The 25,904-nt window shown below is 58.6% G+C and carries 20 protein-coding genes; 10 read left to right on the top strand and 10 right to left on the bottom strand.

Annotation, left to right across the window (positions count from 1 at the left end; all coding sequences use genetic code 11):
- Positions 1-65 precede the first annotated feature (65 nt).
- From polB to rluA, 3 genes are all read left to right on the top strand, one after another.
- Positions 66-2,429, top strand: a complete 2,364-nt coding sequence (gene polB / locus PGH32_RS18570; protein WP_337894796.1) for a DNA polymerase II — start codon at positions 66-68, stop codon at positions 2,427-2,429.
- A gap of 139 nt (positions 2,430-2,568) precedes the next feature.
- Positions 2,569-5,475, top strand: coding sequence for an RNA polymerase-associated protein RapA (gene rapA / locus PGH32_RS18565; protein ID WP_337894795.1), 2,907 nt, complete (start codon positions 2,569-2,571; stop codon positions 5,473-5,475).
- A 41-nt stretch (positions 5,476-5,516) separates the two neighbouring features.
- Complete coding sequence (gene rluA, locus PGH32_RS18560; protein ID WP_314421392.1) at positions 5,517-6,176, top strand: bifunctional tRNA pseudouridine(32) synthase/23S rRNA pseudouridine(746) synthase RluA; 660 nt, start codon at positions 5,517-5,519, stop codon at positions 6,174-6,176.
- Between the two features lie 42 nt (positions 6,177-6,218).
- Here the strand turns inward: rluA and djlA are convergent, their stop codons facing one another.
- Complete coding sequence (gene djlA, locus PGH32_RS18555) at positions 6,219-7,040, bottom strand: co-chaperone DjlA (protein WP_314421396.1); 822 nt, start codon at positions 7,038-7,040, stop codon at positions 6,219-6,221.
- Between the two features lie 220 nt (positions 7,041-7,260).
- Between djlA and lptD the strand changes: the two genes are divergently transcribed.
- The 6 genes from lptD to apaH all read left to right on the top strand — a co-directional run bounded on the left by lptD (position 7,261) and on the right by apaH (position 14,067).
- The gene (gene lptD / locus PGH32_RS18550) at positions 7,261-9,639 is read left to right on the top strand and encodes an LPS assembly protein LptD (protein WP_337894794.1); all 2,379 of its coding nucleotides are present in this window, start codon (positions 7,261-7,263) and stop codon (positions 9,637-9,639) included.
- Between the two features lie 55 nt (positions 9,640-9,694).
- Complete coding sequence (gene surA / locus PGH32_RS18545) at positions 9,695-10,990, top strand: peptidylprolyl isomerase SurA (RefSeq protein ID WP_314421416.1); 1,296 nt, start codon at positions 9,695-9,697, stop codon at positions 10,988-10,990.
- Positions 10,980-11,972, top strand: coding sequence for a 4-hydroxythreonine-4-phosphate dehydrogenase PdxA (gene pdxA, locus PGH32_RS18540; protein WP_337894793.1), 993 nt, complete (start codon positions 10,980-10,982; stop codon positions 11,970-11,972). Before surA ends, pdxA begins: the two co-directional genes overlap by 11 nt.
- The gene (gene rsmA, locus PGH32_RS18535; protein ID WP_314421420.1) at positions 11,965-12,786 is read left to right on the top strand and encodes a 16S rRNA (adenine(1518)-N(6)/adenine(1519)-N(6))-dimethyltransferase RsmA; all 822 of its coding nucleotides are present in this window, start codon (positions 11,965-11,967) and stop codon (positions 12,784-12,786) included. Before pdxA ends, rsmA begins: the two co-directional genes overlap by 8 nt.
- Before the next feature lies 1 nt (position 12,787).
- Positions 12,788-13,165 carry a Co2+/Mg2+ efflux protein ApaG gene (apaG, locus tag PGH32_RS18530; protein ID WP_314421425.1) on the top strand — a complete coding sequence of 126 codons (378 nt, stop codon included), beginning with the start codon at positions 12,788-12,790 and terminating at the stop codon, positions 13,163-13,165.
- A gap of 74 nt (positions 13,166-13,239) precedes the next feature.
- Positions 13,240-14,067 carry a bis(5'-nucleosyl)-tetraphosphatase (symmetrical) ApaH gene (apaH, locus tag PGH32_RS18525; protein ID WP_337894792.1) on the top strand — a complete coding sequence of 276 codons (828 nt, stop codon included), beginning with the start codon at positions 13,240-13,242 and terminating at the stop codon, positions 14,065-14,067.
- 74 nt (positions 14,068-14,141) lie between these two features.
- Here the strand turns inward: apaH and folA are convergent, their stop codons facing one another.
- Positions 14,142-14,624: a type 3 dihydrofolate reductase gene (gene folA / locus PGH32_RS18520; RefSeq protein ID WP_314421429.1), complete on the bottom strand. Its 483-nt coding sequence runs from the start codon at positions 14,622-14,624 to the stop codon at positions 14,142-14,144.
- A 189-nt stretch (positions 14,625-14,813) separates the two neighbouring features.
- On the opposite strand from folA, the gene PGH32_RS18515 reads away from it, so the two are divergent.
- A complete protein-coding gene (locus PGH32_RS18515) occupies positions 14,814-15,428 on the top strand; it encodes a LysE family translocator (protein ID WP_314421434.1) in 615 nt (204 codons plus the stop codon).
- A gap of 3 nt (positions 15,429-15,431) precedes the next feature.
- On the opposite strand, the gene PGH32_RS18510 is transcribed toward PGH32_RS18515, so the two are convergent.
- The 8 genes from PGH32_RS18510 to carB form a co-directional block, all read right to left on the bottom strand.
- The gene (locus PGH32_RS18510) at positions 15,432-16,508 is read right to left on the bottom strand and encodes an ABC transporter ATP-binding protein (RefSeq protein WP_314421437.1); all 1,077 of its coding nucleotides are present in this window, start codon (positions 16,506-16,508) and stop codon (positions 15,432-15,434) included.
- Between the two features lie 5 nt (positions 16,509-16,513).
- Positions 16,514-17,341: a carbohydrate ABC transporter permease gene (locus PGH32_RS18505; RefSeq protein ID WP_314421445.1), complete on the bottom strand. Its 828-nt coding sequence runs from the start codon at positions 17,339-17,341 to the stop codon at positions 16,514-16,516.
- A gap of 10 nt (positions 17,342-17,351) precedes the next feature.
- Positions 17,352-18,275, bottom strand: coding sequence for a carbohydrate ABC transporter permease (locus PGH32_RS18500; protein ID WP_337894791.1), 924 nt, complete (start codon positions 18,273-18,275; stop codon positions 17,352-17,354).
- Positions 18,276-18,317: 42 nt separating this feature from the next.
- The gene (locus tag PGH32_RS18495) at positions 18,318-19,589 is read right to left on the bottom strand and encodes an ABC transporter substrate-binding protein (protein ID WP_314421450.1); all 1,272 of its coding nucleotides are present in this window, start codon (positions 19,587-19,589) and stop codon (positions 18,318-18,320) included.
- 54 nt (positions 19,590-19,643) lie between these two features.
- Entirely contained in the window at positions 19,644-20,801 is a 1,158-nt protein-coding gene (locus PGH32_RS18490) for a PLP-dependent transferase (protein WP_314421454.1), read from the bottom strand.
- Positions 20,782-21,501 (bottom strand): FadR/GntR family transcriptional regulator, encoded by a 720-nt coding sequence (locus PGH32_RS18485; RefSeq protein WP_337894790.1) that lies wholly within the window; start codon positions 21,499-21,501, stop codon positions 20,782-20,784. Before PGH32_RS18485 ends, PGH32_RS18490 begins: the two co-directional genes overlap by 20 nt.
- Before the next feature lie 221 nt (positions 21,502-21,722).
- Positions 21,723-22,466 carry an acid phosphatase gene (locus PGH32_RS18480; RefSeq protein WP_314421462.1) on the bottom strand — a complete coding sequence of 248 codons (744 nt, stop codon included), beginning with the start codon at positions 22,464-22,466 and terminating at the stop codon, positions 21,723-21,725.
- Positions 22,467-22,666: 200 nt separating this feature from the next.
- Positions 22,667-25,891: a carbamoyl-phosphate synthase large subunit gene (gene carB / locus PGH32_RS18475; RefSeq protein ID WP_314421478.1), complete on the bottom strand. Its 3,225-nt coding sequence runs from the start codon at positions 25,889-25,891 to the stop codon at positions 22,667-22,669.
- Positions 25,892-25,904 lie beyond the last annotated feature (13 nt).

Genomic DNA, 25,904 nt, shown 5'->3' with positions numbered 1-25,904 from the left:
GCCCAGTGAACACTGTATAAATAAACATGCTATTATAGCCTGATGTACAGCATGATGAGGTCAGGGTGAACAACGCACAAGCAGGATTTCTGTTAACCCGCCACTGGCGCGATACGCCTTCAGGCAGTGAAGTCACCCTGTGGCTGGCCACCGACAGCGGCCCGCAGTGCGTGGTGCTGCCGCCGCAGGAGTCTGTCGCGTTCATGCCCGCCGAACACCAGGATGCCGCAGCCGCCCTGCTGTCAGGCGAGCGCGACTGGCGTTTTGCCCCGCTCACGTTGAAAGATTTCCGCCAGCGCCCGGTGGTCGGCCTGTACTGCAAACAGTATCGCCAGCTGCAGAAGCTGGAAAAGCTGCTGCGCGAAAACGGCATTGCCCTGTTTGAGGCCGATGTGCGCCCGCCGGAACGCTTTCTGATGGAGCGCTTTATCACCGCCGCCGTCTGGTTCAGCGGCCAGCCGGCCGGCCCCCGGCAGGTCAATACCCGCCTGAAACCTCATCCCGACTATCGCCCGCCGCTCAAATGGGTATCGCTGGATATCGAAACCACCCAGCACGGTGAGCTGTACTGCATCGGCCTGGAGGGCTGCGGCCAGCGCGATGTGTATATGCTCGGCCCGGAGAACGGCGATGCCAGCCAGCTCGACTTTAATCTGGAATACGTTTCCAGCCGCCCGCAGCTGCTGGAAAAGCTCAACGACTGGTTTGCCCGCCACGACCCGGACGTGCTGATCGGCTGGAACGTGGTGCAGTTTGACCTGCGTGTGCTGCAAAAGCACGCCGACCGCTACGGCATTCCGCTGCGCCTGGGCCGCGGACATAACAACGTGCTGGAGTGGCGAGAGCACGGCTTCAAGCCGGGCATCTTCTTTGCACAGGCCAGCGGGCGGCTGATTATCGACGGTATCGAAGCTCTGAAGTCCGCCTTCTGGAACTTCGACTCCTTCAGCCTGGAGGCCGTTTCCCGCGAGCTGCTGGGCGAGGGTAAGGCGATTAATAACCCCTGGCAGCGCATGGAGGAGATCAACCAGCGCTTTGCGGAAGATAAACCGGCGCTGGCGCACTACAACCTCAAGGACTGCGAGCTGGTCACGCGCATTTTTCAGCACACCGAGCTGATGCCGTTTTTACTGGAGCGCGCATCGGTCAACGGTCTGGCGGTGGATCGCCACGGCGGCTCGGTAGCGGCCTTCGGGCATCTCTATCTGCCGCGTATGCACCGCGCCGGCTTCGTTGCGCCTAACCTCGGCGAGATAGCTCCGGAGGCCAGCCCCGGCGGCTACGTCATGGACTCGCGCCCCGGCCTGTACGATTCGGTGCTGGTGCTGGACTATAAAAGCCTGTACCCGTCAATTATCCGCACCTTCCTGATCGACCCGGTGGGTCTGGTTGAGGGCATGGCGCATCCCGGCGATGCGGATTCCGTGCCCGGTTTTCGCGGCGCACGCTTCTCCCGCAGCAATCACTGCCTGCCGGACATCGTCAGCCAGATTTGGGCGGGCCGGGAGGCGGCAAAAAAACAGGGCAACAAGCCGCTGTCGCAGGCGCTGAAAATCATTATGAATGCGTTTTACGGCGTGCTGGGCACCAGCGCCTGCCGCTTCTTCGATCCGCGCCTCGCCTCCTCCATTACCCTGCGCGGCCACGAGATCATGCGTCAGACCCGGGAGCTGATCGAAGCGGAAGGCTATGACGTCATCTACGGCGATACCGATTCGACCTTCGTCTGGCTGAAGTCACCGCACGATGAAGAACAGGCCGGCGCCATTGGCCAGCGGCTGGTGGAGAAAGTGAATCAGTGGTGGCAGCAGCATGTGAGTGAGGAATACGGCCTGACCAGCGCGCTGGAGCTGGAGTATGAAACCCACTTCAGCCGTTTTCTGATGCCCACCATCCGCGGCGCGGAACAGGGCAGTAAAAAGCGCTATGCCGGCATGGTGAAAAACAGCGGCGGCGAAAAGATGATTTTTAAAGGTCTGGAAACGGTTCGCACCGACTGGACGCCGCTGGCGCAAAAATTCCAGCAGGAGCTGTATCTGAAAATTTTCAAACAGCAGCCCTATCAGGATTACATTCGCGAAACGGTCAGAAAGCTGCTGGACGGTGAGCTGGATGAGCAGCTGGTTTACAGCAAGCGGCTGCGCCGGCCGCTCGGTGACTATCAGCGAAATGTGCCGCCGCACGTGCGCGCCGCACGCATTGCCGACGACGTAAATCAGAAGCTCGGGCACCCTTTGCAGTATCAGAACGGGGGGAAGATCCGCTACGTGATTGCCACGTCAGGCCCGGAACCGCTTGAGGCACGTACCACGCCGCTGGACTACGATCACTATCTGACCCGTCAGCTGCAGCCGGTCGCCGATGGCATCCTGCCGTTCCTCGAAGATGACTTTGCTGCACTGGTCACCGGACAGCTGGGGCTTTTTTGACAGGTGACGAACGGGCCACCTTCCAGTACCATAGCGCCCTTCCTCAAATAACTCGTTCTGACATGCACGCCGGGCAGATTCTGCCGGGGCGTTATACTATTGCCTGAAACTGACTACACGAAAATCGAGCCGAATATTTATGCCTTTTACACTTGGTCAACGCTGGATAAGCGATACGGAAAGCGAACTGGGATTAGGAACTGTGGTTGCCGTTGATACCCGAATGGTGACGCTGTTATTCCCCGCAACGGGCGAAAACCGCCTCTATGCCAGAAATGATTCGCCGATCACTCGCGTCGTTTTTAATCCGGGCGATACCATTACCAGCCACGAGGGCTGGCAGCTGGAAGTTGACGAAGTGCAAACCAATAACGGCGTGGTGAGTTATTTCGGTACCCGCCTCGACACCAATGAACCCGCCGTGCGTCTGAGCGAAGTGATGCTGGACAGCAAGCTGGTGTTTGGCAAGCCGCAGGATCGCCTGTTCGCCGGGCAGCTGGACCGCATGGACCGCTTTGCGCTGCGCTTCCGCGCGCGTAAATATCAGAGCGAGCAGTACCGTCTGGCCACCAGCGGCCTGCGCGGCATGCGCACCAGCCTGATCCCGCACCAGCTGCATATTGCTCACGACGTCGGCCGCCGCCATGCGCCGCGCGTGCTGCTGGCCGATGAGGTCGGTTTAGGTAAAACCATTGAAGCCGGGATGATTATCCACCAGCAGCTGCTGGCCGGTCGCGCCGAGCGCATCCTGATCGTCGTCCCGGAAACCTTACAGCATCAGTGGCTGGTTGAAATGCTGCGCCGCTTTAACCTGCGTTTCGCCCTGTTTGACGATGCGCGCTATGCCGAAGCCCAGCTCGACAGCGATAACCCGTTCGATACCGAGCAGATGATTATCTGTTCGCTGGACTTCGTGCGCCGCAACAAGCAGCGCCTTGAAAAGCTGGCCGATGCCGAATGGGACCTGATGGTGGTCGATGAAGCGCACCACCTGGTGTGGTCAGAAGATGCCCCAAGCCGTGAATATCAGGTGATTGAGCAGCTGGCCGAGCATATCCCGGGCGTACTGCTGCTGACCGCAACGCCGGAACAGCTGGGCATGGAGAGCCACTTCGCCCGCCTGCGCCTGCTGGACCCGAACCGCTTCCACGATTTCGCGCAGTTTGCCGAAGAGCAGAAGCACTTCCGCCCGATCGCCGATGCGGTATCGATGCTGCTGGCGGATAAAACCATCGGCAACGATGAGATGAACCTGATCAACGACCTGATGGGCGAGCAGGATATCGAGCCGCTGCTGCAGGTCGCTAACAGCGATCGCGAAGGCAAACAGGCCGCCCGCAAAGAGCTGATTAGCATGCTGATGGACCGCCACGGCACCAGCCGCGTGCTGTTCCGTAACACCCGTAACGGCGTGAAGGGCTTCCCGAAACGCGAGCTGCATCAAATCCGTCTGCCGCTGCCAACCCAGTACCAGACGGCGATCAAAGTGTCCGGCATCATGGGCGCCCGTAAATCCGCCGACGAACGCGCCCGCGATATGCTTTATCCGGAGCAGATTTACCAGGAATTTGAAGGCGACAGCGGCACCTGGTGGAACTTCGACCCGCGCGTTGAATGGCTGATGGGCTACCTCACCAGCAACCGCGACCAGAAAGTGCTGGTGATCTGTGCCAAAGCCGCCACCGCGCTGCAGCTGGAGCAGGTTCTGCGCGAGCGTGAAGGTATTCGCGCCGCCGTGTTCCACGAAGGCCTGTCGATTATTGAGCGTGACCGCGCGGCGGCCTGGTTTGCCTCGGAAGAGGACGGCGCTCAGGTTCTGCTGTGCTCCGAAATCGGTTCAGAAGGCCGTAACTTCCAGTTCGCCAGTAAGCTGGTGATGTTCGATCTGCCGTTTAACCCGGACCTGCTGGAGCAGCGTATCGGCCGTCTGGACCGTATCGGTCAGGCGCACGATATCGAGATCCACGTTCCCTACCTGGAAAAAACCGCCCAGTCGGTGCTGGTGAAGTGGTATCACGAAGGGCTGGATGCGTTTGAACACACCTGCCCGACCGGCCGCACCATTTACGACAGCGCCTATGAGCAGCTGATCGCCTATCTGGCCTCACCGGAAAATCAGGAAGGCATGGATGACTTTATCCACGAGTGCCGCAAGCAGCACGACGCGCTGAAAGCCCAGCTGGAGCAGGGCCGTGACCGCCTGCTGGAGCTGAACTCCAACGGCGGCGAGCAGGCGCAGGCGCTGGCCGACCTGATTTCCGAGCAGGATAATGACGTTGAGCTGGTCAACTTCGCGCTGAACCTGTTCGACATCGTCGGTATCAATCAGGAAGACCGCAGCGACAACCTGATCGTGCTGACCCCGGGCGATCATATGCTGGTGCCGGACTTCCCGGGCCTGCCGGAAGACGGCTGCACCATCACCTTTGACCGCAACCAGGCGCTGTCGCGCGAAGATGCGCAGTACGTCAGCTGGGAGCATCCGATCATCCGCAACGGTCTGGATCTGATCCTTTCCGGCGATACCGGCAGCTGTGCGCTGTCGCTGCTGAAGAACAAGGCGCTGCCGGTGGGTACCCTGCTGCTGGAGCTGATTTACGTGGTGGAAGCCCAGGCGCCTAAGCATCTGCAGCTGACCCGCTTCCTGCCGCCAACGCCGGTACGTATGCTGGTGGACAGCAAAGGCAACAACCTCGCCAGCAAGGTTGAGTTCGAAAGCTTTAACCGTCAGCTGAACGCGGTGAACCGCCATACCGGCAGCAAGCTGGTGAACGCGGTGCAGCAGAACGTGCACGAGATCATCAAGCTTTCTGAAGAGCAGGCCGAAGTGGAAGCGCGCAAGCTGATTGAAGCCGCCCGGGTGGAAGCCAACGAGAAGCTGAGCGCCGAGCTGTCGCGTCTGGAAGCGCTGAGCGCGGTCAATCCGAACATCCGTCAGGATGAGATTGATGCGCTGGAAAGCAATCGTGAGCAGGTGCTGGCTAATCTGGACCAGGCCGGCTGGCGTCTGGACGCGCTGCGTCTGATCGTTGTTACCCACCAGTAAGTCACAAGAGCGGGCCAGCACGGCTGGCCCAGGGCAGAGAAATGATGATGGAACCCTACAATCCGCCGCTTGAACCCTGGCTGCACATTCTCTACCAGGATCAGCATATTATGGTGGTGAACAAGCCCAGCGGTCTGCTGTCGGTTCCCGGGCGCCTGGAGGAACACAAGGACAGCGTGATGACGCGCGTCCAGCGTGATTTTCCGGCGGCCGAATCCGTGCATCGTCTGGATATGGCCACCAGCGGCGTGATCGTCGTGGCGCTTAACAAGGCCGCCGAGCGCGAGCTGAAGCGCCAGTTCCGCGAACGCGAGCCGCAGAAAACCTACGTCGCCCGCGTCTGGGGCCATCCGCAGCCGGAAAGCGGCCTGGTGGATTTGCCGCTGATCTGTGACTGGCCCAACCGGCCTATGCAGAAGGTGTGTTTTGAAACCGGCAAGTCGGCGCAGACCGAGTATCAGGTGCTGGACTATGCCGCCGACAACAGCGCACGCGTGCAGCTAAAGCCGATCACCGGGCGTTCCCACCAGCTGCGCGTGCATATGCTGGCGCTGGGGCACCCGATTCTCGGCGATCGCTTCTACGCGCACGACGAAGCCAGAGCGATGGCGCCCCGCCTGCAGCTGCATGCGGAGAGCCTGAGCATCACTCATCCGCAGTTCGGCACGCCGATGACCTTCCGCCAGCCCGCCGATTTTTGAAGCGGAGTACGTGAGGATATCGGGCACTGCCCAGGCCTGAAACTATTTAAATCCTTTCTCGCGCTTAATCAGGTCGTACGCGGCCTGAATTTCCTGCGCTTTCTGCTTGGCCATTTCCATCATCTGCGGCGGTAATCCTTTGGCCACCAGCTTGTCGGGATGATGCTCGCTCATCAGCTTGCGGTAGGCGCGCTTGATCGTCGTGGCGTCATCGCTGCTTTTGACACCGAGCACGCTGCAGGCATCTTCCAGCGTCGGGCCACGGCTGCCGGGTGCGTAACCGCCCTGCGACGAACCACTGCCCTGATAGCCGCCGCCAAACTGCTGGCCGCTCTCCATCATCCGCAAGAACTGATCGAACTGAACGCGGGAAATCCCCAGCTCTTCGGCGATCACGTACAGCACCTGGCGCTCGTTGGGATGCAGTGAGCCATCGGCAAAGGCGGCCTGGATCTGAATTTCCAGAAACATCCGAATCAAATCAAAGCGGCCAAAGCAGGCGCTGCGCAGTTCGCGAAGCTTATCCCTTAAGGGGTAATCCCCTTCTTTGCCCTCGCGGAAAGCACGCTGTGCGGCGGTACGGGCTTCGCCGTGCAGCTGCATACGATCCATCAGCAACGAGGCCATCTGAATATCCGCGTCGGTCACCCGCCCCTTTGACTTGGTCAGATGGCCCATCACCTGGAAGGTGGTGCGGAAAAAAAGCGCCTGGCGAGACTGCTGATTCGCAAAATATCCCTGCTGCCGGGTCACACTTGCACGATCGACCAGATGGCCCACCAGCAGGCCGATAACCAGTCCCCAAAAGCCCGCGCCGGATAACAAACCGAGCACAAGACCCAATACTTTTCCCCAATAGCGCATATACTCCTCAATTCGCCATGCTCAAGGCTAAAAATTGCATTATCATACCTGTCATTCACCCCATAGCCTATTGGCAACACGGTCAAACAACCAGAAGTCTCCCTGTTTGGTTGATACAGACAGACAACGAGTAAACTGTAGAGCTACGGCCCTCCCGAAAGATGGTGGGTATGACTGGCGCAATCCAGTTGAGTACGATAGTCTCTGACGGTTTGTCGGCATGATGCCAGTGACCACGGAATTTTCGATACCGCGTATGAAAAAAAGTCTACCTACATTGCTGGCAACCCTAATCGGTTCAGCGCTGTACAGCCAGCAAGGACTGGCCGATGACCTCGCATCTCAATGTATGCTGGGTGTACCTAGTTACGACCGCCCTCTGGTACAGGGAAAGAAAACCAACGAGCTGCCGGTCACCATCGATGCCGACAAAGCGCAGGGAAACTACCCGGATAACGCGGTGTTCACCGGTAACGTTGACATTCAGCAGGGCAACAGCCGTCTGCAGTCCGACGAAGTTCAGCTGCATCAGAAAACGGTACAGGGGCAGGCCACGCCGACCCGCACCGTGGATGCGCTCGGTAATGTGCGCTATGACGATAACCAGGTGATCCTGAAAGGCCCGAAAGCCTGGTCGAATCTGAATACCAAAGATACCAACGTCTGGAACGGTAACTACCAGATGGTGGGTCGTCAGGGTCGCGGTGACGCCGATCAGATGAAGCTGCGCGGCGACAACCGCTACACGATTCTGGAAAACGGTACCTTTACCTCCTGCCTTCCAGGGCAGAACAGCTGGAGCGTGGTGGGTTCTGAAGTGATCCACGATCGCGATGAGCAGCTGGCTGAGATCTGGAACGCCCGCTTTAAAATCGGCCCGGTGCCGGTGTTTTACAGCCCTTATCTGCAGCTACCGGTGGGCGATAAGCGCCGATCCGGTTTCCTGATCCCGAACGCGAAATACGGCAGCAGCAGCGGCTTTGAGTTTATGCTGCCGTACTACTGGAATATCGCGCCGCAGGCCGATGCCACGCTGACGCCGCACTATATCAGCCGTCGCGGTATGCAGTGGCAGAATGAATTCCGCTATCTGACCGGCGTGGGTTCCGGCCTGATGGAATTCGACTATATGAATTCCGATGACGTTTACAATCGTGAACACGCGGATGATAAAGATTCGAACCGCTGGCTGTTCCACTGGGTCCATTCCGGTGTCTACGATCAAAACTGGCGATTCAACGCGGACTATACCAAAGTCAGCGACCCGTATTACTTTACCGACCTGGATTCCACTTACGGTTCAACCACCGATGGCTACGTCACGCAGAAATTCAGCGTGGGCTACGCGGAAAAGAACTGGGACGCCACGCTGTCGACCAAGCAGTTCCAGATCTTTTCAACCAACTCCACGCGTAACATCTATCGCGCCGAGCCGCAGTTTGACTTCAACTATTACAAAAACGACATCGGTCCGTTTGATACGCACCTCTATGCGCAAGCGGTCAAGTTCACCAACGTTAACGGTCAGTACCCGGACGCCACGCGTTTGCATCTGGAACCGACCATTGACCTGCCGCTGTCTAACCGCTGGGGCAGCCTGAACACCGAAGCGAAACTGCTGGCCACCCACTACGAACAGAATGACGTTGAGTACTTCAACTCGCTGAGCCAGAACCAGGATAACCAGTTAAAGAACTCGGTTAACCGCGTTATGCCGCAGTTTAAGGTTGACGGAAAAATGGTCTTTGACCGCGATATGAACTGGTCACCGGGCTATACGCAAACGCTGGAACCGCGTATGCAGTACCTGTACATCCCGTATCGTAACCAGAGCAATATCAACGCGTATGACTCCACGCTGCTGCAAAGCGACTATACCGGCCTGTTCCGCGACAAGACCTACAGCGGCCTGGATCGTATCGCGTCAGCCAACCAGGTGACCACCGGTGTCACCACGCGAATTTTTGATAACGATCTGGTTGAACGTTTTAACGCTTCCATTGGTCAAATCTACTCGTTCACCCCGGCACGGACCGGATTGAACTATACGGATGATGACGATCGAGGCAGCCTGGTGTGGGCCGGCGATACCTACTGGAAAATCAGCGACCGTTGGGCAGCGCGTGGTGGTCTGCAGTATGACACCCGCCTGGACAACGTTTCGCAGGGTAACGCCGTGCTGGAATGGCGTCGTGATGCTGACCGCATGGTGCAGCTGAACTATCGCTATACCAGTGAAGAGTATATTCAGCAGACGCTGACTCAATATACTAACCCACTGTATCAAAAAGGCATTTCTCAGGTTGGTGCCACAGCCAGCTGGCCTATTGCTGATGCGTGGTCCGTGGTCGGTGCGTGGTATTACGATACCAAAGCGAATCAGCCAGCCGATCAGCTGGTGGGCATCCAGTACAGTTCCTGCTGTTATGCGATTCGCCTGGGGTATGAACGTAAAATTACCAGCTTCGAAGACGACAACAGTAAGTACGACAATAAAGTCTCGTTCAACATTGAGCTGCGTGGCCTCAGCCCGAGTTATGGCTTAGGTACCGGTCAAATGCTGCGTCAGGGCATCCTGCCTTATCAACGCGCTTTCTGATGTTGTAATGTTTGATATGCCAACCCGCAGTGCGGATAGGAAGAATGGAAAAAGTATGAAGAACTGGAGAATGCTGATCCTCGGTGCAGCCCTGACGGCCAGCACCGCGTTCGCAGCCCCGCAGGTAGTTGATAAAGTCGCCGCTGTTGTTAACAACGGCGTGGTCTTGGAAAGTGATGTGGACGGCATGATGCAGTCCGTTAAAGGTCAGGCACAGCAGGCAGGACAGCAGCTACCCGATGACAAAACGTTACGCCATCAGATTATTGAACGTCTGATTATGGATAACATTCTCCTGCAGATGGCTAAACAGGCGGGCGTGCAGATCAGCGATGCCCAGCTGGACCAGGCCATTGGCAACATTGCCGCGCAGAATAAAATGAGCGCCGATCAGCTGCGTAGCCGTCTGGCTTATGACGGTATTAACTACGCCACCTACCGTGAGCAGATCCGCAAAGAGATGCTGACCTCTGAAGTCCGCAATAACGAAGTTCGCCGTCGCGTGACCATTCTGCCGCAGGAAGTTGATTCCCTGGCAACGCAGATGGCTGCCCAGAACGATGCGGGCACCGAACTGAACCTCAGCCACATCCTGCTACCGCTGCCGGAGAATCCTTCCCAGCAGCAGGTTGACGATCAGGAAGCGCTGGCGCGTAAGCTGGTTGAAGAAGCCAAAGGCGGCGCTGACTTCGGTAAAATGGCTATCACCTATTCCGCCGATCCTCAGGCGCTGAAGGGCGGTAACATGGGCTGGGGTCGTATTCAGGAGCTGCCGTCACTGTTCGGCCAGGCGCTGATTACCGCGAAAAAGGGCGATATTATCGGCCCAATCCGTTCCGGCGTTGGCTTCCATATCCTCAAAGTGAACGACATGCGCGGCGACAGCCAGAGCATTTCCGTGACCGAGGTGCATGCCCGCCACATTCTGTTGAAGCCGTCGCCGATTATGACCGACGACCAGGCGCGTCAGAAACTGCAGGAAGTGGCCAACGAGATCAACAGCGGCAAGCTGACCTTTGCCAACGCGGCGAAACAGCTGTCGCAGGATCCGGGTTCAGCGAACCAGGGCGGCGATCTGGGCTGGGCTTCTCCGGAAACCTTCGATCCGGCCTTCCGGGATGCGCTGCTGCGTCTGCAAAAAGGTCAGATGAGCGCGCCGGTTCACTCCTCCTTCGGCTGGCATTTAATCCAGCTGCTGGACACGCGTCAGGTTGATAAGACCGATGCGGCGAAGAAAGAGCGTGCTTACCGCCTGCTGTTCAACCGTAAATTTGCGGAAGAAGCGCAGACCTGGATGCAGGAAGAGCGTGCGGCCGCCTATGTGAAGATTCTGGATGCCAATGCACAGTAACCTTCGCGTCGTTATCACTCCCGGCGAACCCGCCGGGATTGGTCCCGATTTAATCGTTCAGCTGGCCCAGCAGGCCTGGCCGGTTGAACTGGTTATCTGTGCCGACCCCGAGCTGCTGCGCACCCGCGCGGCAGCTTTGCATTTACCCCTGACCCTGCGTGAGTACCAGCCGGATGCGCCCGCTCAGCCGCAAAGCGCAGGCTCGCTGACGGTATTATCGCTGCCGCTGGCGCAGCCGGTGACCGCCGGCGAGCTGTGCGTGGACAACAGCCATTACGTGCTGGCCTCCCTCGCCCGCGCCTGTGACGGCTGCCTGAACGGCGAGTTCGTCGCGCTGATCACCGGCCCGGTGCACAAGGGCGTGATTAACGATGCCGGGATCCCGTTCAGCGGCCATACCGAATTCTTTGCCGAACGCGCGGGCTGCGACCGCGTGGTGATGATGCTGGCCACGGAGGAGCTGCGCGTGGCGCTGGCGACCACGCACCTGCCGCTGAAGGACGTGTCCGCCGCCATTACCCGCGAAAGCCTGCACGAAGTGATTACGATTCTGCATGCCGATCTGCAAAGTAAGTTTGGCAGCCGCGAGCCGCATATCCTGGTCTGCGGGCTGAATCCCCACGCCGGGGAAGGCGGCCATATGGGCCGTGAAGAAATTGACACCATTATCCCGGCACTGGACGAACTGCGTCAGCGTGGGATCAATCTGACCGGCCCGCTCCCTGCCGATACGCTGTTCCAGCCCAAGTATCTGCAGCACGCAGACGCGGTGCTGGCGATGTATCACGATCAGGGCCTTCCGGTGCTAAAATATCAGGGCTTCGGCCGCGCGGTGAATATCACCCTCGGTCTGCCATTTATCCGCACGTCTGTCGATCACGGTACGGCTCTTGAGCTGGCCGGGAGCGGTCAGGCCGATGCGGGCAGCTTTAAAACGGCGCTTAACCTCGCCATCACCATGATTAAGAGCAGTAATGAATAGTCGCGTCCATCAGGGCCATTTTGCCCGCAAACGTTTTGGCCAGAACTTCCTTAACGATCAGTATATTATCGACAGTATTGTCAACGCTATCCACCCTCAGCGCGGCGAGGCGATTGTCGAAATCGGCCCCGGCCTCGGCGCACTGACCGAGCCGGTTGGCGAACGCATTGATGAAATGACCGTGGTGGAGCTTGACCGCGATCTGGCAGCACGCCTGCAGACCCATCCGTTCCTCGGTCCGAAGCTCACTATCTTCCAGCAGGATGCGATGACCTTTGATTTTGCGGCCCTCGCCGCAGAAAAAGGCCAGCCGCTGCGCGTGTTCGGCAACCTGCCGTATAATATTTCCACGCCGTTGATGTTCCACCTTTTCAGCTATGTTGGCTCCATTCGCGACATGCACTTTATGCTGCAAAAGGAAGTGGTGAATCGTCTGGTTGCCGGTCCGGGCAGTAAAGCGTATGGTCGTCTGACGGTGATGGCACAGTATTACTGCCAGGTGATCCCGGTGCTGGAAGTGCCGCCTGAGTCCTTTACCCCGGCACCGAAAGTTGACTCGGCGGTGGTCCGCCTGATGCCTTACGCCACGCTGCCTAACCCGGTAGAGAGCGTACGGGTGCTGAGCCGCATCACGACAGAAGCCTTCGGTAAGCGCCGCAAAACCCTGCGCAACAGCCTCGGCCATCTGTTCACGCCGGAAGCGCTGGAAGAGATGAATATCGATGCGACCCTGCGTGCCGAGAACATCACGGTGGCGCAGTACTGTCAGCTGGCTAACTGGTTATCTGCAAATCCGCAGCAGCAGGAGAGCTAAAATGAACGATACGCCCCGTGTATGTGTACAGGTACAAAGTGTCTACATCGAGTCGCAGTCCGCGCCAGATGAAGATCGCTATGTGTATGCCTACACCATCACCATCCGTAATCTGGGGCGTATCTCCGTTCAGCTACTTGGCCGCTACTGGCTGATCACCAACGGCAACGGCCGTGAAACCGAAGTTCAGGGTGAAGGCGTTATCGGTGAACAGCCGCACATTGAACCCGGCGGTGAATACCAGTACACCAGCGGTGCGGTGCTGGAAACCCCCATGGGTACCATGCAGGGCCACTATCAGATGGTGGATAAAGACGGCGAAGCGTTCCGGGTTGATATCCCGGTGTTTCGCCTGGCTATCGCCAGCCATATTCATTAATCCGCTCTTTTCAGCCTTTCCCGCCGCGCTTCCCGCCGGCCATCAGGGCTGCTTTCTTTTTTCAGGACAGATGCATGAGTACATATCTAATCGGGGATGTTCACGGCTGCTATGACGAGCTCAGGTCGCTGCTGGGCCAGGTCGCCTTCGACCCGGAGCGGGACGAGCTGTGGCTGACCGGTGATTTAGTCGCCCGCGGCCCGGATTCTCTGGAAGTGCTGCGGTTTGTCCGCTCGCTGGGCGACAGCGTCAGGCTGGTTCTCGGCAACCACGATCTGCATCTGCTGGCGGTTTATGCCGGCATCAGCCGTAACAAACCCAAAGACCGTATCTCTCCCCTGCTGCAGGCAGACGATGCCGATGAGCTGATCAACTGGCTGCGTCGACAGCCGCTGCTGCAGGTCGACGAAGAGAAAAAGCTGGTGATGGCGCATGCCGGTATTACGCCGCAGTGGGATATTGAAACCGCGAAAGTGTGTGCCCGTGAAGTGGAATCGGTGCTGAGCAGCGATACTTACCCGCTGTTCCTTGATGCGATGTACGGCGATATGCCGAACAACTGGTCGCCGGAGCTGACCGGCCTGGCGCGTCTGCGTTTCAGCAGCAACGCGCTGACGCGGATGCGCTTCTGCTTCCCCAACGGCCAGCTGGATATGATCAGTAAAGAGTCGCCGGAAAGCGCGCCACCGCCGCTTAAACCCTGGTTTAACATTCCCGGCCCGGTGTCGCGTGAGTACACCATCGTATTCGGTCACTGGGCGTCGCTGGAAGGCAAAGGCACACCGGCAGGAATTATCGCTCTGGATACGGGCTGCTGCTGGGGCGGCACGCTGACCATGCTGCGCTGGGAAGATAAGCGGATTTTCACTCAGGTATCAAACCGCGAAAGCGAGATCCTGTAAGTACGGCCCTCATCAAAGCAAAGGGCGGACCTCACGGTCCGCCCTTTCTTTTTTCGTGCAGCTCACGACGATCCTTAACGACGATCTAAAATCTCAAAGCAGAAGCTGTGGGAGTTTTTATCATCGGCATCGTGGAACTCGCTGAACGTTGACTGCCACTCGTCCGGCTCATAGTCCGGGAAATGGGTGTCGCCTTCCACTTCCGCATCAATGTGGGTCAGATACAGACGATCGGCGCGCGGCAGCAGCTGTTCGTAAATACGGCCACCGCCAATCACCATCAGCTCATCGACTTCACCGGCGGCTTTCAGCGCGTCTTCAACGGACGTCACCCAGGTCACCCCTTCCGCATCGCCTTTCTTACTGCTGATCACGATATTGAGACGTCCCGGCAGCGGGCGACCAATCGATTCCCAGGTGCGACGCCCCATCACCACCGGCTTATTCAGGGTGTGACGCTTAAACCAGGCCAGATCCGCCGGCAGATGCCACGGCATGGCATTTTCCATCCCAATTACACGATCGGCCGCCAGGGCCGCAATCAGGCTAATCATCATATAAAACTCAACAGGGGTAAAATTGGCGCCATCATACGGAAAGGCGAAAGTTTCGTCGATAGCAAAGCGTAGCTTATTCAGTAAAGGTTTATCAGGTTATCGGTTGCGTCACCTTCCCCACCATTTTCGCCATGAAAATCCCCGGCGGCGTGCTAAAATTCGACTTTCGTTAAGATGCAGACTACCCTCATGTTAGAAACCAGTTTATTTGTCGCCACCATTGCGGCACTGGGGATGCTCTCCCCGGGGCCTGATTTTTTCCTGATTATCAAAAACGCCGCCCGCTATCGTCGCAGCGCGGCGCTGATGAGCGCGCTCGGCGTTAACTGTGCCGTCGCCACCCATATGGCCTACTGCGTCGCCGGGCTGGCGGTGGTGATCACCACCACGCCGTGGCTGTTTATGCTGCTGAAATACGCCGGTGCGGGCTACCTGATTTATATCGGCATTCAGGCGCTGATTTCGCGCGGCGGCGGCAAGATGGATCTCAGCCACGTTGCGCCGGAACAGACCTCGCTGAAGAAAGCCTTCCTGCAGGGCTACCTGTGCAATCTGCTGAACCCCAAGGCCACGCTGTTCTTCCTGTCGATTTTTACCCAGGTCCTGAACGTGAACTCCGACATCAGTGAAAAGCTGCTGTATGCCGGTATCATCCTCGGTCTTTCGGCGCTGTGGTGGCCGCTGCTGGTGGTGTTAATCCAGAGCGCGCCGGTGCGTCGCGGACTGGCTAAAGCCCAGCGAATTGTGGACAAACTGCTGGGCGGCGTACTCATCGCGCTGGGGATTAAAGTCGCTCTCTCCTGAGTGCTATAAACGGATCTGGCTGTCCGCATCAAACAGCTGCACTCTTGCCACGTCCAGCGCGATACCGAGGGTATCCCCCGCCTGTGCACCCGAGCGCAGCGTGCTGTAGATCATCAGCGGAATGCCCTGCAGCGTGCCGTGAATCAGCTCGGACAGCCCGGTCGGTTCCACCAGCGACACCTGTAGCGGCAGCGCGCCCTCGTCGGCGAGATCGCACAGCGTGATGTTTTCCGGGCGAATGCCGTATATCACCTCTTTACCTGCCGCGATACCGTCACGCATCCCCAGCGGCAGCACCAGCCGGGCGTTGACCTCGACGCACGCACCGCGATCGCCGCTCTGAACCCGCCCGTTAATAAAGTTCATCGGCGGTGAACCGATGAAACTGGCGACAAATTTATTGGCCGGCGTGTCATACAGTTCCAGCGGCGTACCGACCTGCTGAATAACGCCGTGATTCAGCACCACGATGCGATCGGCCAGGGTCATCGCCTCCACCTGATCGTGGGTGACGTACACAATGGTATTGCTCAGCTGCTGATGCAGTTTTTTTATCTCCACCCGCATCTGACCGCGAAGCTGAGCATCCAGGTTAGAGAGCGGCTCATCAAACAGAAACACCTGCGGCTGGCGCACAATAGCCCGCCCCATCGCCACGCGCTGGCGCTGCCCGCCGGACAGCTCTTTCGGCCGCCGGTCCAGCAGGTGCGTCAGGCTGAGGATCTCTGCCGCACGCTGCACAGCCGCCTCAATTTCCGCCTTAGGGCGCTTTTGTACCTCCAGGCTGAAGCCCATATTGCGCGCCACGGTCAGGTGCGGATAGAGCGCATAGCTCTGAAACACCATTGAAATATCGCGATCTTTTGGTGCCACCTCATTCATCAGGCGGCTGCCGATGCGGATATCCCCGCTGCTGGCCAGCTCCAGCCCGGCAATGGTACGCAGCAGGGTGGATTTACCGCAGCCCGATGGCCCCACCAGCACCACAAACTCACCGTCGGCGATGGTCAGATCGATATTACGCAGCACTTCAACGTTGCCGTAGCGCTTCTGGATTTGTGACAGAGAAATTTGAGCCATAACGATTATCCTTTTACCGCGCCAGCCGTCAGCCCCTGGATCAGGTAGCGCTGAATGAAGGCGAAAAACAGACAGGCGGGGATCAGCGCCAGCACCGCGGCGGCCATCATATCTCCCCATGAAACGGCGAATTTAGACACGAAGCTCAGCAGGCCGACCGGGAAGGTCATCACTTCGTTTTTATTAATCAGCATCAGTGAGAACAGCAGCTCGCTCCAGGCGGCGGTAAAGACAAACCCCAGCGTGGCGGCCATCCCCGGCAGAGTCAGCGGCATCAGCACGCGATACAGCGCCTGAAAACGGGTACAGCCTTCCAGCATCGCTGACTCTTCAAGATCTTTCGGAATGGCATCGAAAAACGACTGCATCAGAAACGTGGCGAACGGCACGTTGAACGCGCTGTAAACCAGGATCAGTCCCAGCAGGCTGTTGGTCAGCCCCAGCGGTGCCATCACCTTATAAATCGGCGCCAGGATCATCACCAGCGGGAACATCTGGGTAAACAGCAGCGCCGCGGCCATCACGGTTTTGCCGCGAAAGCCAAAGCGGGAAAACGCATACCCTGCCGCCGCCGCCACCACCGTCGACAGCGCGGCCGTACCGAACGAGACGATCAGGCTGTTGGTGAAGAAGGTCGGGAACTCACTCTCCACCAGCACGCGCCGAAAGTGATCGAGGGTCAGCGCCGCAGGCCACAGCCGGACGCCCTCGCTGAACAGCAGGGGGTCCGGGGTCAGTGAAATTTTGATTACCCAGTACAGGGGAAACAGCGCAAAGATCAGATAACACAGGATACCGGCACGATGGCCCATCAAACGTAACAGCGCACTCATCGTCGCCTCCTTATTTCAACAGGCGCTGGCGGATGCGCAGCAGCACCAGCGCGTAGCAGGTCATCAGCACCAGCAGGAATACCGCCATCGCCGAGGCATAGCCGAAGTCCAGCCTGCGGTAGGCGGTGGTAAAGATGTAGCTGGAAAGGATCGACGTGGAGCCTGCGGGGCCGCCGTCGGTCATCACCACGATCAGATCGGCAAAGTTGGCGATCCAGATGGTTCGCAGCATCACGGTAATGGCGATCATCGGGGCCAGGAACGGCAGCGTCACGCGCTTAAACTGCTGCCAGCCGCTGGCGCCGTCCATCGATGCGGCCTCATACAGATCCTTCGGGATCGACTGCAGCGCGGCAAGCAGGGTGATGGCAAAAAAAGGAATGCCGAACCAGACGTTGGCGATCACCGGTCCGTACAGCGCCAGCTGCGGATCGGAGAGGATATTGTACGGCTCGCTGAGCACGTGCAGATCCACCAGCCAGTGCGGCAAAATACCGATCACCGGGTTAAGCAGCCATGACCAGGTCAGGCCGGATAAAAACGCCGGCACCGCCCACGGCAGAAACACCAGCGCCTGCGCCCAGCGTCGCAGCGGGAACTCGCGGTTCAGCAGCAGCGCCAGCCCCAGCCCTAAGGCAAACTGCAGCGCCAGCGAGGTCAGCGTCCAGTTCACGGTATGGCCCAGCGCCTTGTAGAAGCGCCGATCGTCAAACATCTGGCGGAAGTTATCCAGGCCGACCCAGCCGCTGTCCATGGGATTGAGCAGCTGTATATTCTGGAAGGCATAGGAAATGCCGATCGTCATCGGCACAAAAATAAACAGTCCGATCAGCACCAGCGTCGGGCTGAGGTAGAGCCACGGCTCGGCCAGCATACGCAGGCGAGAAAAGCGCGGGGCGCTGGCGACGCGGCCAGCGGGGGTATCAAGCTTCATAGGGCGTCTCCGTAAAGACTCCCGCCTGCGCGGGAGTCACTGTTATTGCGTAGCCAGCCAGGCCTTCTGCTCTTTCGTCAGGTACTTCGCCCAGTCCCTGACCATGGATTCCGTATCGTTCTGATCCAGCAGGGTTTCCTGCGAGCTTTCCTTCACGATCACCGAGTTAAAGTAGCCCCAGCCTTTCAGATGCGTCGGCATGGTCAGCGGCACGTAGTTCGGGCTGTTCAGCTCGGCAAACCAGCCGGCAAACTGAGGAGAGTGGTAGTAAGGGTCATTTTCCGCCCCCTTATAGATCGGCAGCGTACCGACGAACTTCGACCAGGTGAGGTTATTGGACTCGCTGCTGAGGAACTGGATCAGCTGCCAGGACTGATCCTTCTGTTTGGCCTGCTTAAACACCGACCAGCCGGTATAGCCGATGGTCGGGAAAGCTTTGCCCGACGGGCCAACCGGCATCGGCGCCACGGCAAAATCGTCGGCCGGCATGCTGTTTTTAATGGCGATCAGCGCGTCCGGATCCTGGTCGAGCATCGCGCATTTTCCGGAGTAGAAGCCGGAGACGATCTCGTTAAAGCCCCAGTTCACGCTGTCCTTCGGCGCGCCGCCGCTCTGATACATATCCACCAGCAGCTGTGCCCCCTTGAGCGCACCGGGCTGGGTCAGCGTGCTGTTGCCCTGCTTATCAAAGAAGTCCGGCGATCCGTTCATCGCCGCCATAAACATCATCCAGGCGTTGGTGCCGCCCACGCCGCCGCGCATGCAGTAGCCGCTGATGCCGTTACCCAGGGCGCTGATTTTCTTCGCGTCAGCGACGAATTCATCCATGGTTTTCGGCGCTTCGCTGAGGCCCGCCTGCTGGAACAGCTTTTTGTTCCAGAACATCGCCCGCAGATAGAAGCCGTAAGGGATCATCGTCGCTTTACCGTTAGCGGCGCGCGCCATCGCCAGCGCTTTATCGGTCAGCTGCGGCGTGGCAGACCAGCTTTTCAACTGCGGCTCCAGGTCTTCCAGCATGTTGTTACTGGCGTACAGCCCCTGCCAGGTATCTGGCATCTCAACCACGTCCGGCACCTGGCCGCTTTGCAGCATGGTGCCCAGCTTTTCAAACGCCTGACCCCACGGCAGCGAGATCACTTCAATTTCCGTTCCCGGATGCTGCTTCTTATAGTCCGTCAGCATCTCCTGCAAAACGGCGGTCCTTGCCGGGCTGGTGATCACCTCCACCAGCGTCAGTTTGGTGGCGGCCTGGCTGCAGACCGCGGCCCCCATACCCAGGGCGGCGACCACGCACTGGCATAACAAAGCGCGCATAGGATGTTGCATGATGATGACCTCTGGTTAGATGAAATGTCCCGCCGGGCGGGGTTAGCGTGCGGCGGCAATCGCCTGCTGCAGGTCGAGCCACAGCTCTTCCGTCTCTTCCAGGCCGACAGAGACGCGCACCACACGGGGCGATACGCCAAAATCGCGAGCGGAATTAAACTCCCCGGCCTGGTTAAGTACCGAAATCGCCGGCATCACCAGGCTTTCAAAACCGCCCCAGCTCACGCCCATATGGAACAGACCAAGCGCATTGCAGAAGCGGGGAATATCTACCGATTCATCCAGCTCGAAGGCGAACAACCCGCTGTAGCCGGTGAGGGCGGAGGAAGGCAGAGGTTCAAGACCGGGGTGATAAACACGGGTCACCTGCGGATGCGCCAGCAGCCGACGGGCAATACTCAGCGCGCTCTCCTGGTGCTGACGCATGCGCAGCGGCAGCGTGCGCAGGCCGCGGATCAACAGCCAGGCCTCGTTGGCCGACAGCTTGCCGCCGAGGAAGGGGCTGACGCCGCTGGTGATAGCGGTAATGCGCTCGCGGCTGGCAATCACCAGCCCGGCCACCACATCGCTGTGGCCGCTGATGTATTTCGAGGCGGAATGCACCACGATATCCACGCCCAGCGTCAGCGGTTTTTGATACAGCGGCGATGCCCAGCTGTTGTCGATAATCGTGGTGACACCCATCGACTGCGCCAGCTCGGCCAGCGATCGCAGATCCTGCTCGCCCATCACCCAGCTGCTCGGGCTTTCCAGATACAGCAGTTTGGCGCCGGACAGCGCCGCTTTGACCGACTCGAGCGACTCGCCGTCGACGAACTCGCTGCGGATACGAAAACGCTGGCAGAAGCCGCGCAGAAAACGGTAGGTATCCGGGTAGACGTGATTGATGCACACCACCTTGTCACCGGGTGAAACCACGCTGAGAATGGCATTGCTGATCGCCGCCATGCCGCTGCTGAACGCCAGGCAGGCTTCCCCCTGTTCCAGCTTCGCCACCTTTTCCTGCAGTTCTTTCACCGTCGGATTATCAACACGGGAATAGAGCGGCTGGTCGCTGTCGCCGCGAAAGCGGGCAATCATGCTGTCGTAATCGCTGAAGCTGAACAGCGAGGACTGGTAAATCGGCGGCGAAACGGCCCCTTTGTCATGGCGGGCATCGTGGGTGAGCTGGGTCTGGTCACTACGCTTTTCTGGCTGCATGGATCACGTCCTTCATGTCACGTTCGGTTATGTCGAGGATCAGATGGCTGACGCGCTTTGCCTCACCGGCATCGCGCTGCTGTATGGCCTCAAACAGCGTGCGGTGCAGCGGGAAAGAGTCGCTGAACAGCGCCTGTTCGGGCGGGGATTCAAAGAAGGCGTGCAGGGTGTCGTACAGCCCCACCACCATGTGCAATAGCAGCGGGTTGTGCGCCGCCTGGTAAATACTGGCGTGAAACAGCCAGTCCTCCGCGCCGGCGGACCCGACCGCCAGATGGACGCGCTCCATTTCCTGAAGCCGCCGCTCAATCAGCAGCAGGTCATCCGCCGTGGCGCGCACCGCCGCCAGCGCGCAGGATTCGGCCTCGATAATTCGACGGACCTCCAGCGCGTGCAGCATGTTTTGTGAATCGTTTTTAAAGCGCAGCGAAAGGAAACTGTCATTGCTGGTGACCTCGGCCTGCAGAAAAGTGCCGCTGCCCTTACGCCGCACGATAATGCCCAGCGTTTCCCAGCGCTTCAGCGCTTCGCGGACCGTATTGCGGCTGACGGCAAGCTGCTCTGCCAGCACACGCTCCGGCGGTAGCCGCTCACCGACCTGCATGCCTGACTGCGCCACGTAGCGCGTCAGCGCATCGAGGACCAGCACGTCGCTGTGCTGTACGGCTATCGGTGCCAGTGCGGCGGGAAGTAATGACATGCTGCCTCCTGAAATTGGTCCAACAACTCAACCTGATTCAGATAAGGCAATTTTGATGCCAAAAATTAACGTGCTGATTTATAAGGAAAGAGGTGAGGAATAAGAAAATCCTCTGATCGGCAAGAGTGCAAATTTCACGTGAGTTGCGCAGGGAATGCGCAGGCAGCGGCCCCTACAGACGGGGCCGCTGGTAAACGGTGGCATGCAAAAGGGGAGGTGAATTAGTGGGTGCTGCCCTGCAGACGCGTGAATTCATCTTTGGCTTTCTGCAGCTGGCTGACAAAAGCCGGTTCCGCATGCAGACGCGCGACAATGGCTGACGCCACCACGCGGGCGGCCGTCACATCGCTTTGCCAGTGATATCCGCAGATCACCCGGCTCTGCCCCATCTCATAGCCCCGCTGCAGGATCTGGCCCTGCCGGTCAGGGTTAATTTCGGACAGCACCAGCGCGGTAGCCCAGCCGATGGTGGTATGCCCGGAAGGATAAGACCCGTTGGTTGACAGTTTTCCTTCTTCGTCTGAGCGGCAGGTCGCCTCATGGTAAAAGGCGAACGGACGGATACGCATGTAGTGCTCTTTGGCGCTGCGGGTGGCAAGATCGCCCGCATCCTCACGCATTTTTTTGACCAGCCGGTTTAATTCGGGCGTTTTTTCTTTGCTGATGGGCATGCCATATGCGTCTGAAAACGCTTCTGCCACGCCGTCTCCCTCAACGTTCGCATCTTTCCAGGCCTGCTTACCGCGTGGGGTGTTACGCAGCATTTTTCCCGCGTCGTACTGGGTTTTGTCATTCAGAAACTCAATGCTGTCCACCGCAGGTGGAGGAGGAAGCAGCGCCAGGCTGTCAATGGATTGTGACTCTTTCAGGAAGTAAACATCAGGTTTGGTGGTGACATCTTTTGCAGCCAGGGCCAGTGGAGACATAACGGCAGCAATTAACGTCGCCAGGACGATTTTGTTCATTATTAATTTCCCTATTACTCTTGATATACAACAGGCTGTTCATTCAGCACCTGACAATCTAACCAACCCGGGCAATCCTATAACGCAGGGAGATTGTTGCAACCCACGAGATCACAAAACCCGCCATCTCCAGGAGAATCATCGGGCAGATAAAAAAAAACCCTCGCCGGGGCGAGGGTTTGTGGTCACGGCAGTCGGGATTAGCCGTTAATCTGCGCGTGCATTTCCTGCACCGAGATAACCTGGTCGATCGCGCTGGCGTTCAGCGAGTTCGTCGTGGCGAAAGCACCGTTCAGCGTCGTGTCGTAGTGCACTTTGTACTGCAGCGCACTGCGGCGGATCAGCTTGGAGTCCTCAATCGCCTGGCGGCCGGCGGTGGTGTTGACGATGTAAACGTACTCACCGTTCTTCACGCGGTCCTGAATGTGCGGACGACCTTCGTGTACCTTGTTAACGCGGCGCACGTCGATGCCGGCAGCGTGCAGCACCGCGGCGGTGCCTTCGGTGGCATCCAGCTCAAAGCCGAAGTCCAGCAGACGACGCGCCAGCTCAACGATACGTTTCTTATCGCCCTCGCGCACCGACAGCAGCGCACGACCGCTCTTCTTCATGTTGCTCTGCGCGCCCAGCATCGCTTTGCTGAAGGCTTCAGCGAAGGTGCGGCCCACGCCCATCACTTCACCGGTAGAGCGCATTTCCGGGCCAAGGATAGGGTCAACGCCCTGGAACTTGTTGAACGGCAGCACCACTTCTTTCACCGAGAAGTACGGCGGGATGATTTCTTCCGTCACGCCCTGCTCTGCCAGCGTTTTACCGGCCATGACGCGTGCGGCCACTTTCGCCAGCGGCACGCTGGTGGCTTTCGAGACGAACGGCACGGTACGGGCAGCACGTGGGTTAACCTCAATCAGGTAAACTTCGTTATCCTTCACCGCAAACTGCACGTTCATCAGGCCGCGTACGCCCAGCTCAAAGGCCAGCTTCTCAACCTGCTGACGCATCACATCCTGAATTTCCTTGCTCAGCGTATAGGCCGGCAGGGAGCAGGCGGAGTCACCGGAGTGCACGCCAGCCTGTTCGATGTGTTCCATGATGCCGCCAATCAGCACCTGTTCGCCGTCGCAGATGGCATCCACGTCCACTTCTACCGCGTCGTCCAGGAAGCGGTCCAGCAGCACCGGCGCGTCGTTAGACACGGAAACCGCGGTGGTGAAGTAGCGCTTCAGGTCGATTTCGTCGTAAACGATTTCCATCGCCCGGCCGCCCAGCACGTAGGAAGGACGCACCACCAGCGGATAGCCGATGGTTGCCGCTTTCTCTACCGCCATTTCGATGGTGGTGACGGTGGCGTTAGCCGGCTGCTTCAGCGCCAGGCGGTCAACCGCCTGCTGGAAACGCTCACGGTCTTCGGCACGGTCAATCGCGTCCGGGCTGGTGCCGATTACCGGCACGCCTGCGGCTTCCAGCGCACGCGCCAGCTTCAGCGGAGTCTGGCCGCCGTACTGCACGATCACGCCTTTCGGCTTCTCGATGCGCACGATTTCCAGCACGTCTTCCAGGGTCACCGGTTCGAAGTACAGGCGGTCTGAGGTGTCGTAGTCGGTGGAAACGGTTTCCGGGTTACAGTTAACCATAATGGTTTCGAAACCGTCTTCGCGCAGTGCCAGCGAGGCGTGTACGCAGCAGTAGTCGAATTCGATACCCTGCCCGATACGGTTTGGACCGCCGCCCAGCACCATGATTTTGTCGCGATCCTGATTCGGGTTCGCTTCGCACTCTTCTTCATAGGTGGAGTACATGTAGGCGGTGTCGGTCGAGAATTCGGCCGCACAGGTATCCACACGTTTGTACACCGGGTGCAGGTTGTGCTGCTCGCGCAGTTTACGAATTTCAGACTCGGTCACACCGGCAACGTCGGCCAGGCGCGCATCGGCAAAGCCTTTACGCTTCAGGGTGCGCAGGAAGTCGTAGGTCAGGCCGTTCAGGCCCACTTTCGCCACCTGCTGCTCCAGCTGAACCAGCTCTTCAATCTGCACCAGGAACCAGCGATCCACGTTGGTCAGTGCAAACACGTCTTCCACGGTCATTCCGGCGCGGAAGGCGTCGGCGATGTACCAGATACGGTCAGAACCGGCGTCTTTCAGCTCGCGGCGAATGACGGTCATCGCTTCCGCATCGTTGAGGTCAACTTTCGGGTCGAAGCCGTTAGCGCCCACTTCCAGACCGCGCAGCGCCTTCTGCATGGATTCCTGCAGGGTACGGCCAATCGCCATCACTTCACCCACGGATTTCATCTGCGTGGTCAGACGGTCGTTAGCACCGGCAAACTTCTCAAAGTTGAAGCGAGGGATCTTGGTCACCACGTAGTCGATGGACGGTTCGAACGACGCCGGGGTCAGACCGCCTGTGATGTCGTTGGTCAGCTCATCAAGGGTGAAGCCCACCGCCAGCTTGGCCGCGATTTTTGCAATCGGGAAGCCGGTCGCTTTCGATGCCAGCGCGGAAGAACGTGATACGCGCGGGTTCATCTCAATCACGATCAGGCGGCCGTTTTCCGGGTTTACGGAGAACTGCACGTTGGAGCCACCGGTTTCCACGCCGATTTCACGCAGTACAGCCAGCGAGGCGTTACGCATGATCTGGTACTCTTTGTCGGTCAGCGTCTGTGCTGGCGCAACGGTAATGGAGTCACCGGTGTGGATGCCCATGGCATCGAAGTTTTCAATTGAGCAGACGATGATGCAGTTGTCGTTTTTATCACGTACCACTTCCATCTCGTACTCTTTCCAGCCAATCAGCGACTCATCAATCAGCAGCTCGTTGGTTGGCGACAGATCCAGACCGCGTTCGCAGATCTCTTCGAACTCTTCGCGGTTGTAGGCGATACCGCCGCCGGTGCCGCCCATGGTGAAGGAAGGACGAATGATGCACGGGAAGCCCACGTCGGCGGCAACCGCCAGCGCTTCTTCCATATTATGTGCAATACCGGAACGCGCGGTGTCCAGGCCGATGCTTTTCATCGCCACGTCGAAGCGGCGACGGTCTTCTGCTTTATCAATCGCATCGGCGGTGGCACCAATCATGGTCACACCGAACTCTTCCAGCACGCCGCGGCGCTCCAGCTCCAGCGCACAGTTCAGCGCCGTCTGGCCGCCCATGGTTGGCAGTACCGCATCCGGGCGCTCTTTTTCGATGATTTTGCGCACCACTTCCCAGTTAATTGGCTCGATGTAGGTTGCATCGGCCATATCCGGGTCGGTCATGATGGTGGCCGGGTTAGAGTTCACCAGGATAACGCGGTAGCCCTCTTCACGCAGCGCCTTACACGCCTGCGCACCGGAATAGTCAAACTCACAGGCCTGACCGATAACGATAGGACCTGCGCCAATGATCAGGATACTTTTTATGTCTGTACGTTTTGGCATTTCTCTCTCTCCT

The sequence above is a fragment of the Erwinia sp. SLM-02 genome (assembly GCF_037450285.1).
In the GTDB taxonomy this organism is placed as follows: domain Bacteria; phylum Pseudomonadota; class Gammaproteobacteria; order Enterobacterales; family Enterobacteriaceae; genus Erwinia.
This window is presented reverse-complemented; position numbering and strand designations above follow the sequence as displayed.

What these genes read in the sequence shown, in the direction of transcription:
- rapA (WP_337894795.1), top strand. Translation starts at nt 2,569, where the DNA reads ATGCCTTTTACACTTGGTCAACGCTGGATAAGCGATACGGAAAGCGAA.
- rluA (WP_314421392.1), top strand. Translation starts at nt 5,517, where the DNA reads ATGATGATGGAACCCTACAATCCGCCGCTTGAACCCTGGCTGCACATT.
- djlA (WP_314421396.1), bottom strand. Translation starts at nt 7,040, where the DNA reads ATGCGCTATTGGGGAAAAGTATTGGGTCTTGTGCTCGGTTTGTTATCC.
- lptD (WP_337894794.1), top strand. Translation starts at nt 7,261, where the DNA reads ATGATGCCAGTGACCACGGAATTTTCGATACCGCGTATGAAAAAAAGT.
- surA (WP_314421416.1), top strand. Translation starts at nt 9,695, where the DNA reads ATGAAGAACTGGAGAATGCTGATCCTCGGTGCAGCCCTGACGGCCAGC.
- pdxA (WP_337894793.1), top strand. Translation starts at nt 10,980, where the DNA reads ATGCACAGTAACCTTCGCGTCGTTATCACTCCCGGCGAACCCGCCGGG.
- rsmA (WP_314421420.1), top strand. Translation starts at nt 11,965, where the DNA reads ATGAATAGTCGCGTCCATCAGGGCCATTTTGCCCGCAAACGTTTTGGC.
- apaG (WP_314421425.1), top strand. Translation starts at nt 12,788, where the DNA reads ATGAACGATACGCCCCGTGTATGTGTACAGGTACAAAGTGTCTACATC.
- apaH (WP_337894792.1), top strand. Translation starts at nt 13,240, where the DNA reads ATGAGTACATATCTAATCGGGGATGTTCACGGCTGCTATGACGAGCTC.
- folA (WP_314421429.1), bottom strand. Translation starts at nt 14,624, where the DNA reads ATGATGATTAGCCTGATTGCGGCCCTGGCGGCCGATCGTGTAATTGGG.
- PGH32_RS18515 (WP_314421434.1), top strand. Translation starts at nt 14,814, where the DNA reads ATGTTAGAAACCAGTTTATTTGTCGCCACCATTGCGGCACTGGGGATG.
- PGH32_RS18510 (WP_314421437.1), bottom strand. Translation starts at nt 16,508, where the DNA reads ATGGCTCAAATTTCTCTGTCACAAATCCAGAAGCGCTACGGCAACGTT.
- PGH32_RS18505 (WP_314421445.1), bottom strand. Translation starts at nt 17,341, where the DNA reads ATGAGTGCGCTGTTACGTTTGATGGGCCATCGTGCCGGTATCCTGTGT.
- PGH32_RS18500 (WP_337894791.1), bottom strand. Translation starts at nt 18,275, where the DNA reads ATGAAGCTTGATACCCCCGCTGGCCGCGTCGCCAGCGCCCCGCGCTTT.
- PGH32_RS18495 (WP_314421450.1), bottom strand. Translation starts at nt 19,589, where the DNA reads ATGCGCGCTTTGTTATGCCAGTGCGTGGTCGCCGCCCTGGGTATGGGG.
- PGH32_RS18490 (WP_314421454.1), bottom strand. Translation starts at nt 20,801, where the DNA reads ATGCAGCCAGAAAAGCGTAGTGACCAGACCCAGCTCACCCACGATGCC.
- PGH32_RS18485 (WP_337894790.1), bottom strand. Translation starts at nt 21,501, where the DNA reads ATGTCATTACTTCCCGCCGCACTGGCACCGATAGCCGTACAGCACAGC.
- PGH32_RS18480 (WP_314421462.1), bottom strand. Translation starts at nt 22,466, where the DNA reads ATGAACAAAATCGTCCTGGCGACGTTAATTGCTGCCGTTATGTCTCCA.
- carB (WP_314421478.1), bottom strand. Translation starts at nt 25,891, where the DNA reads ATGCCAAAACGTACAGACATAAAAAGTATCCTGATCATTGGCGCAGGT.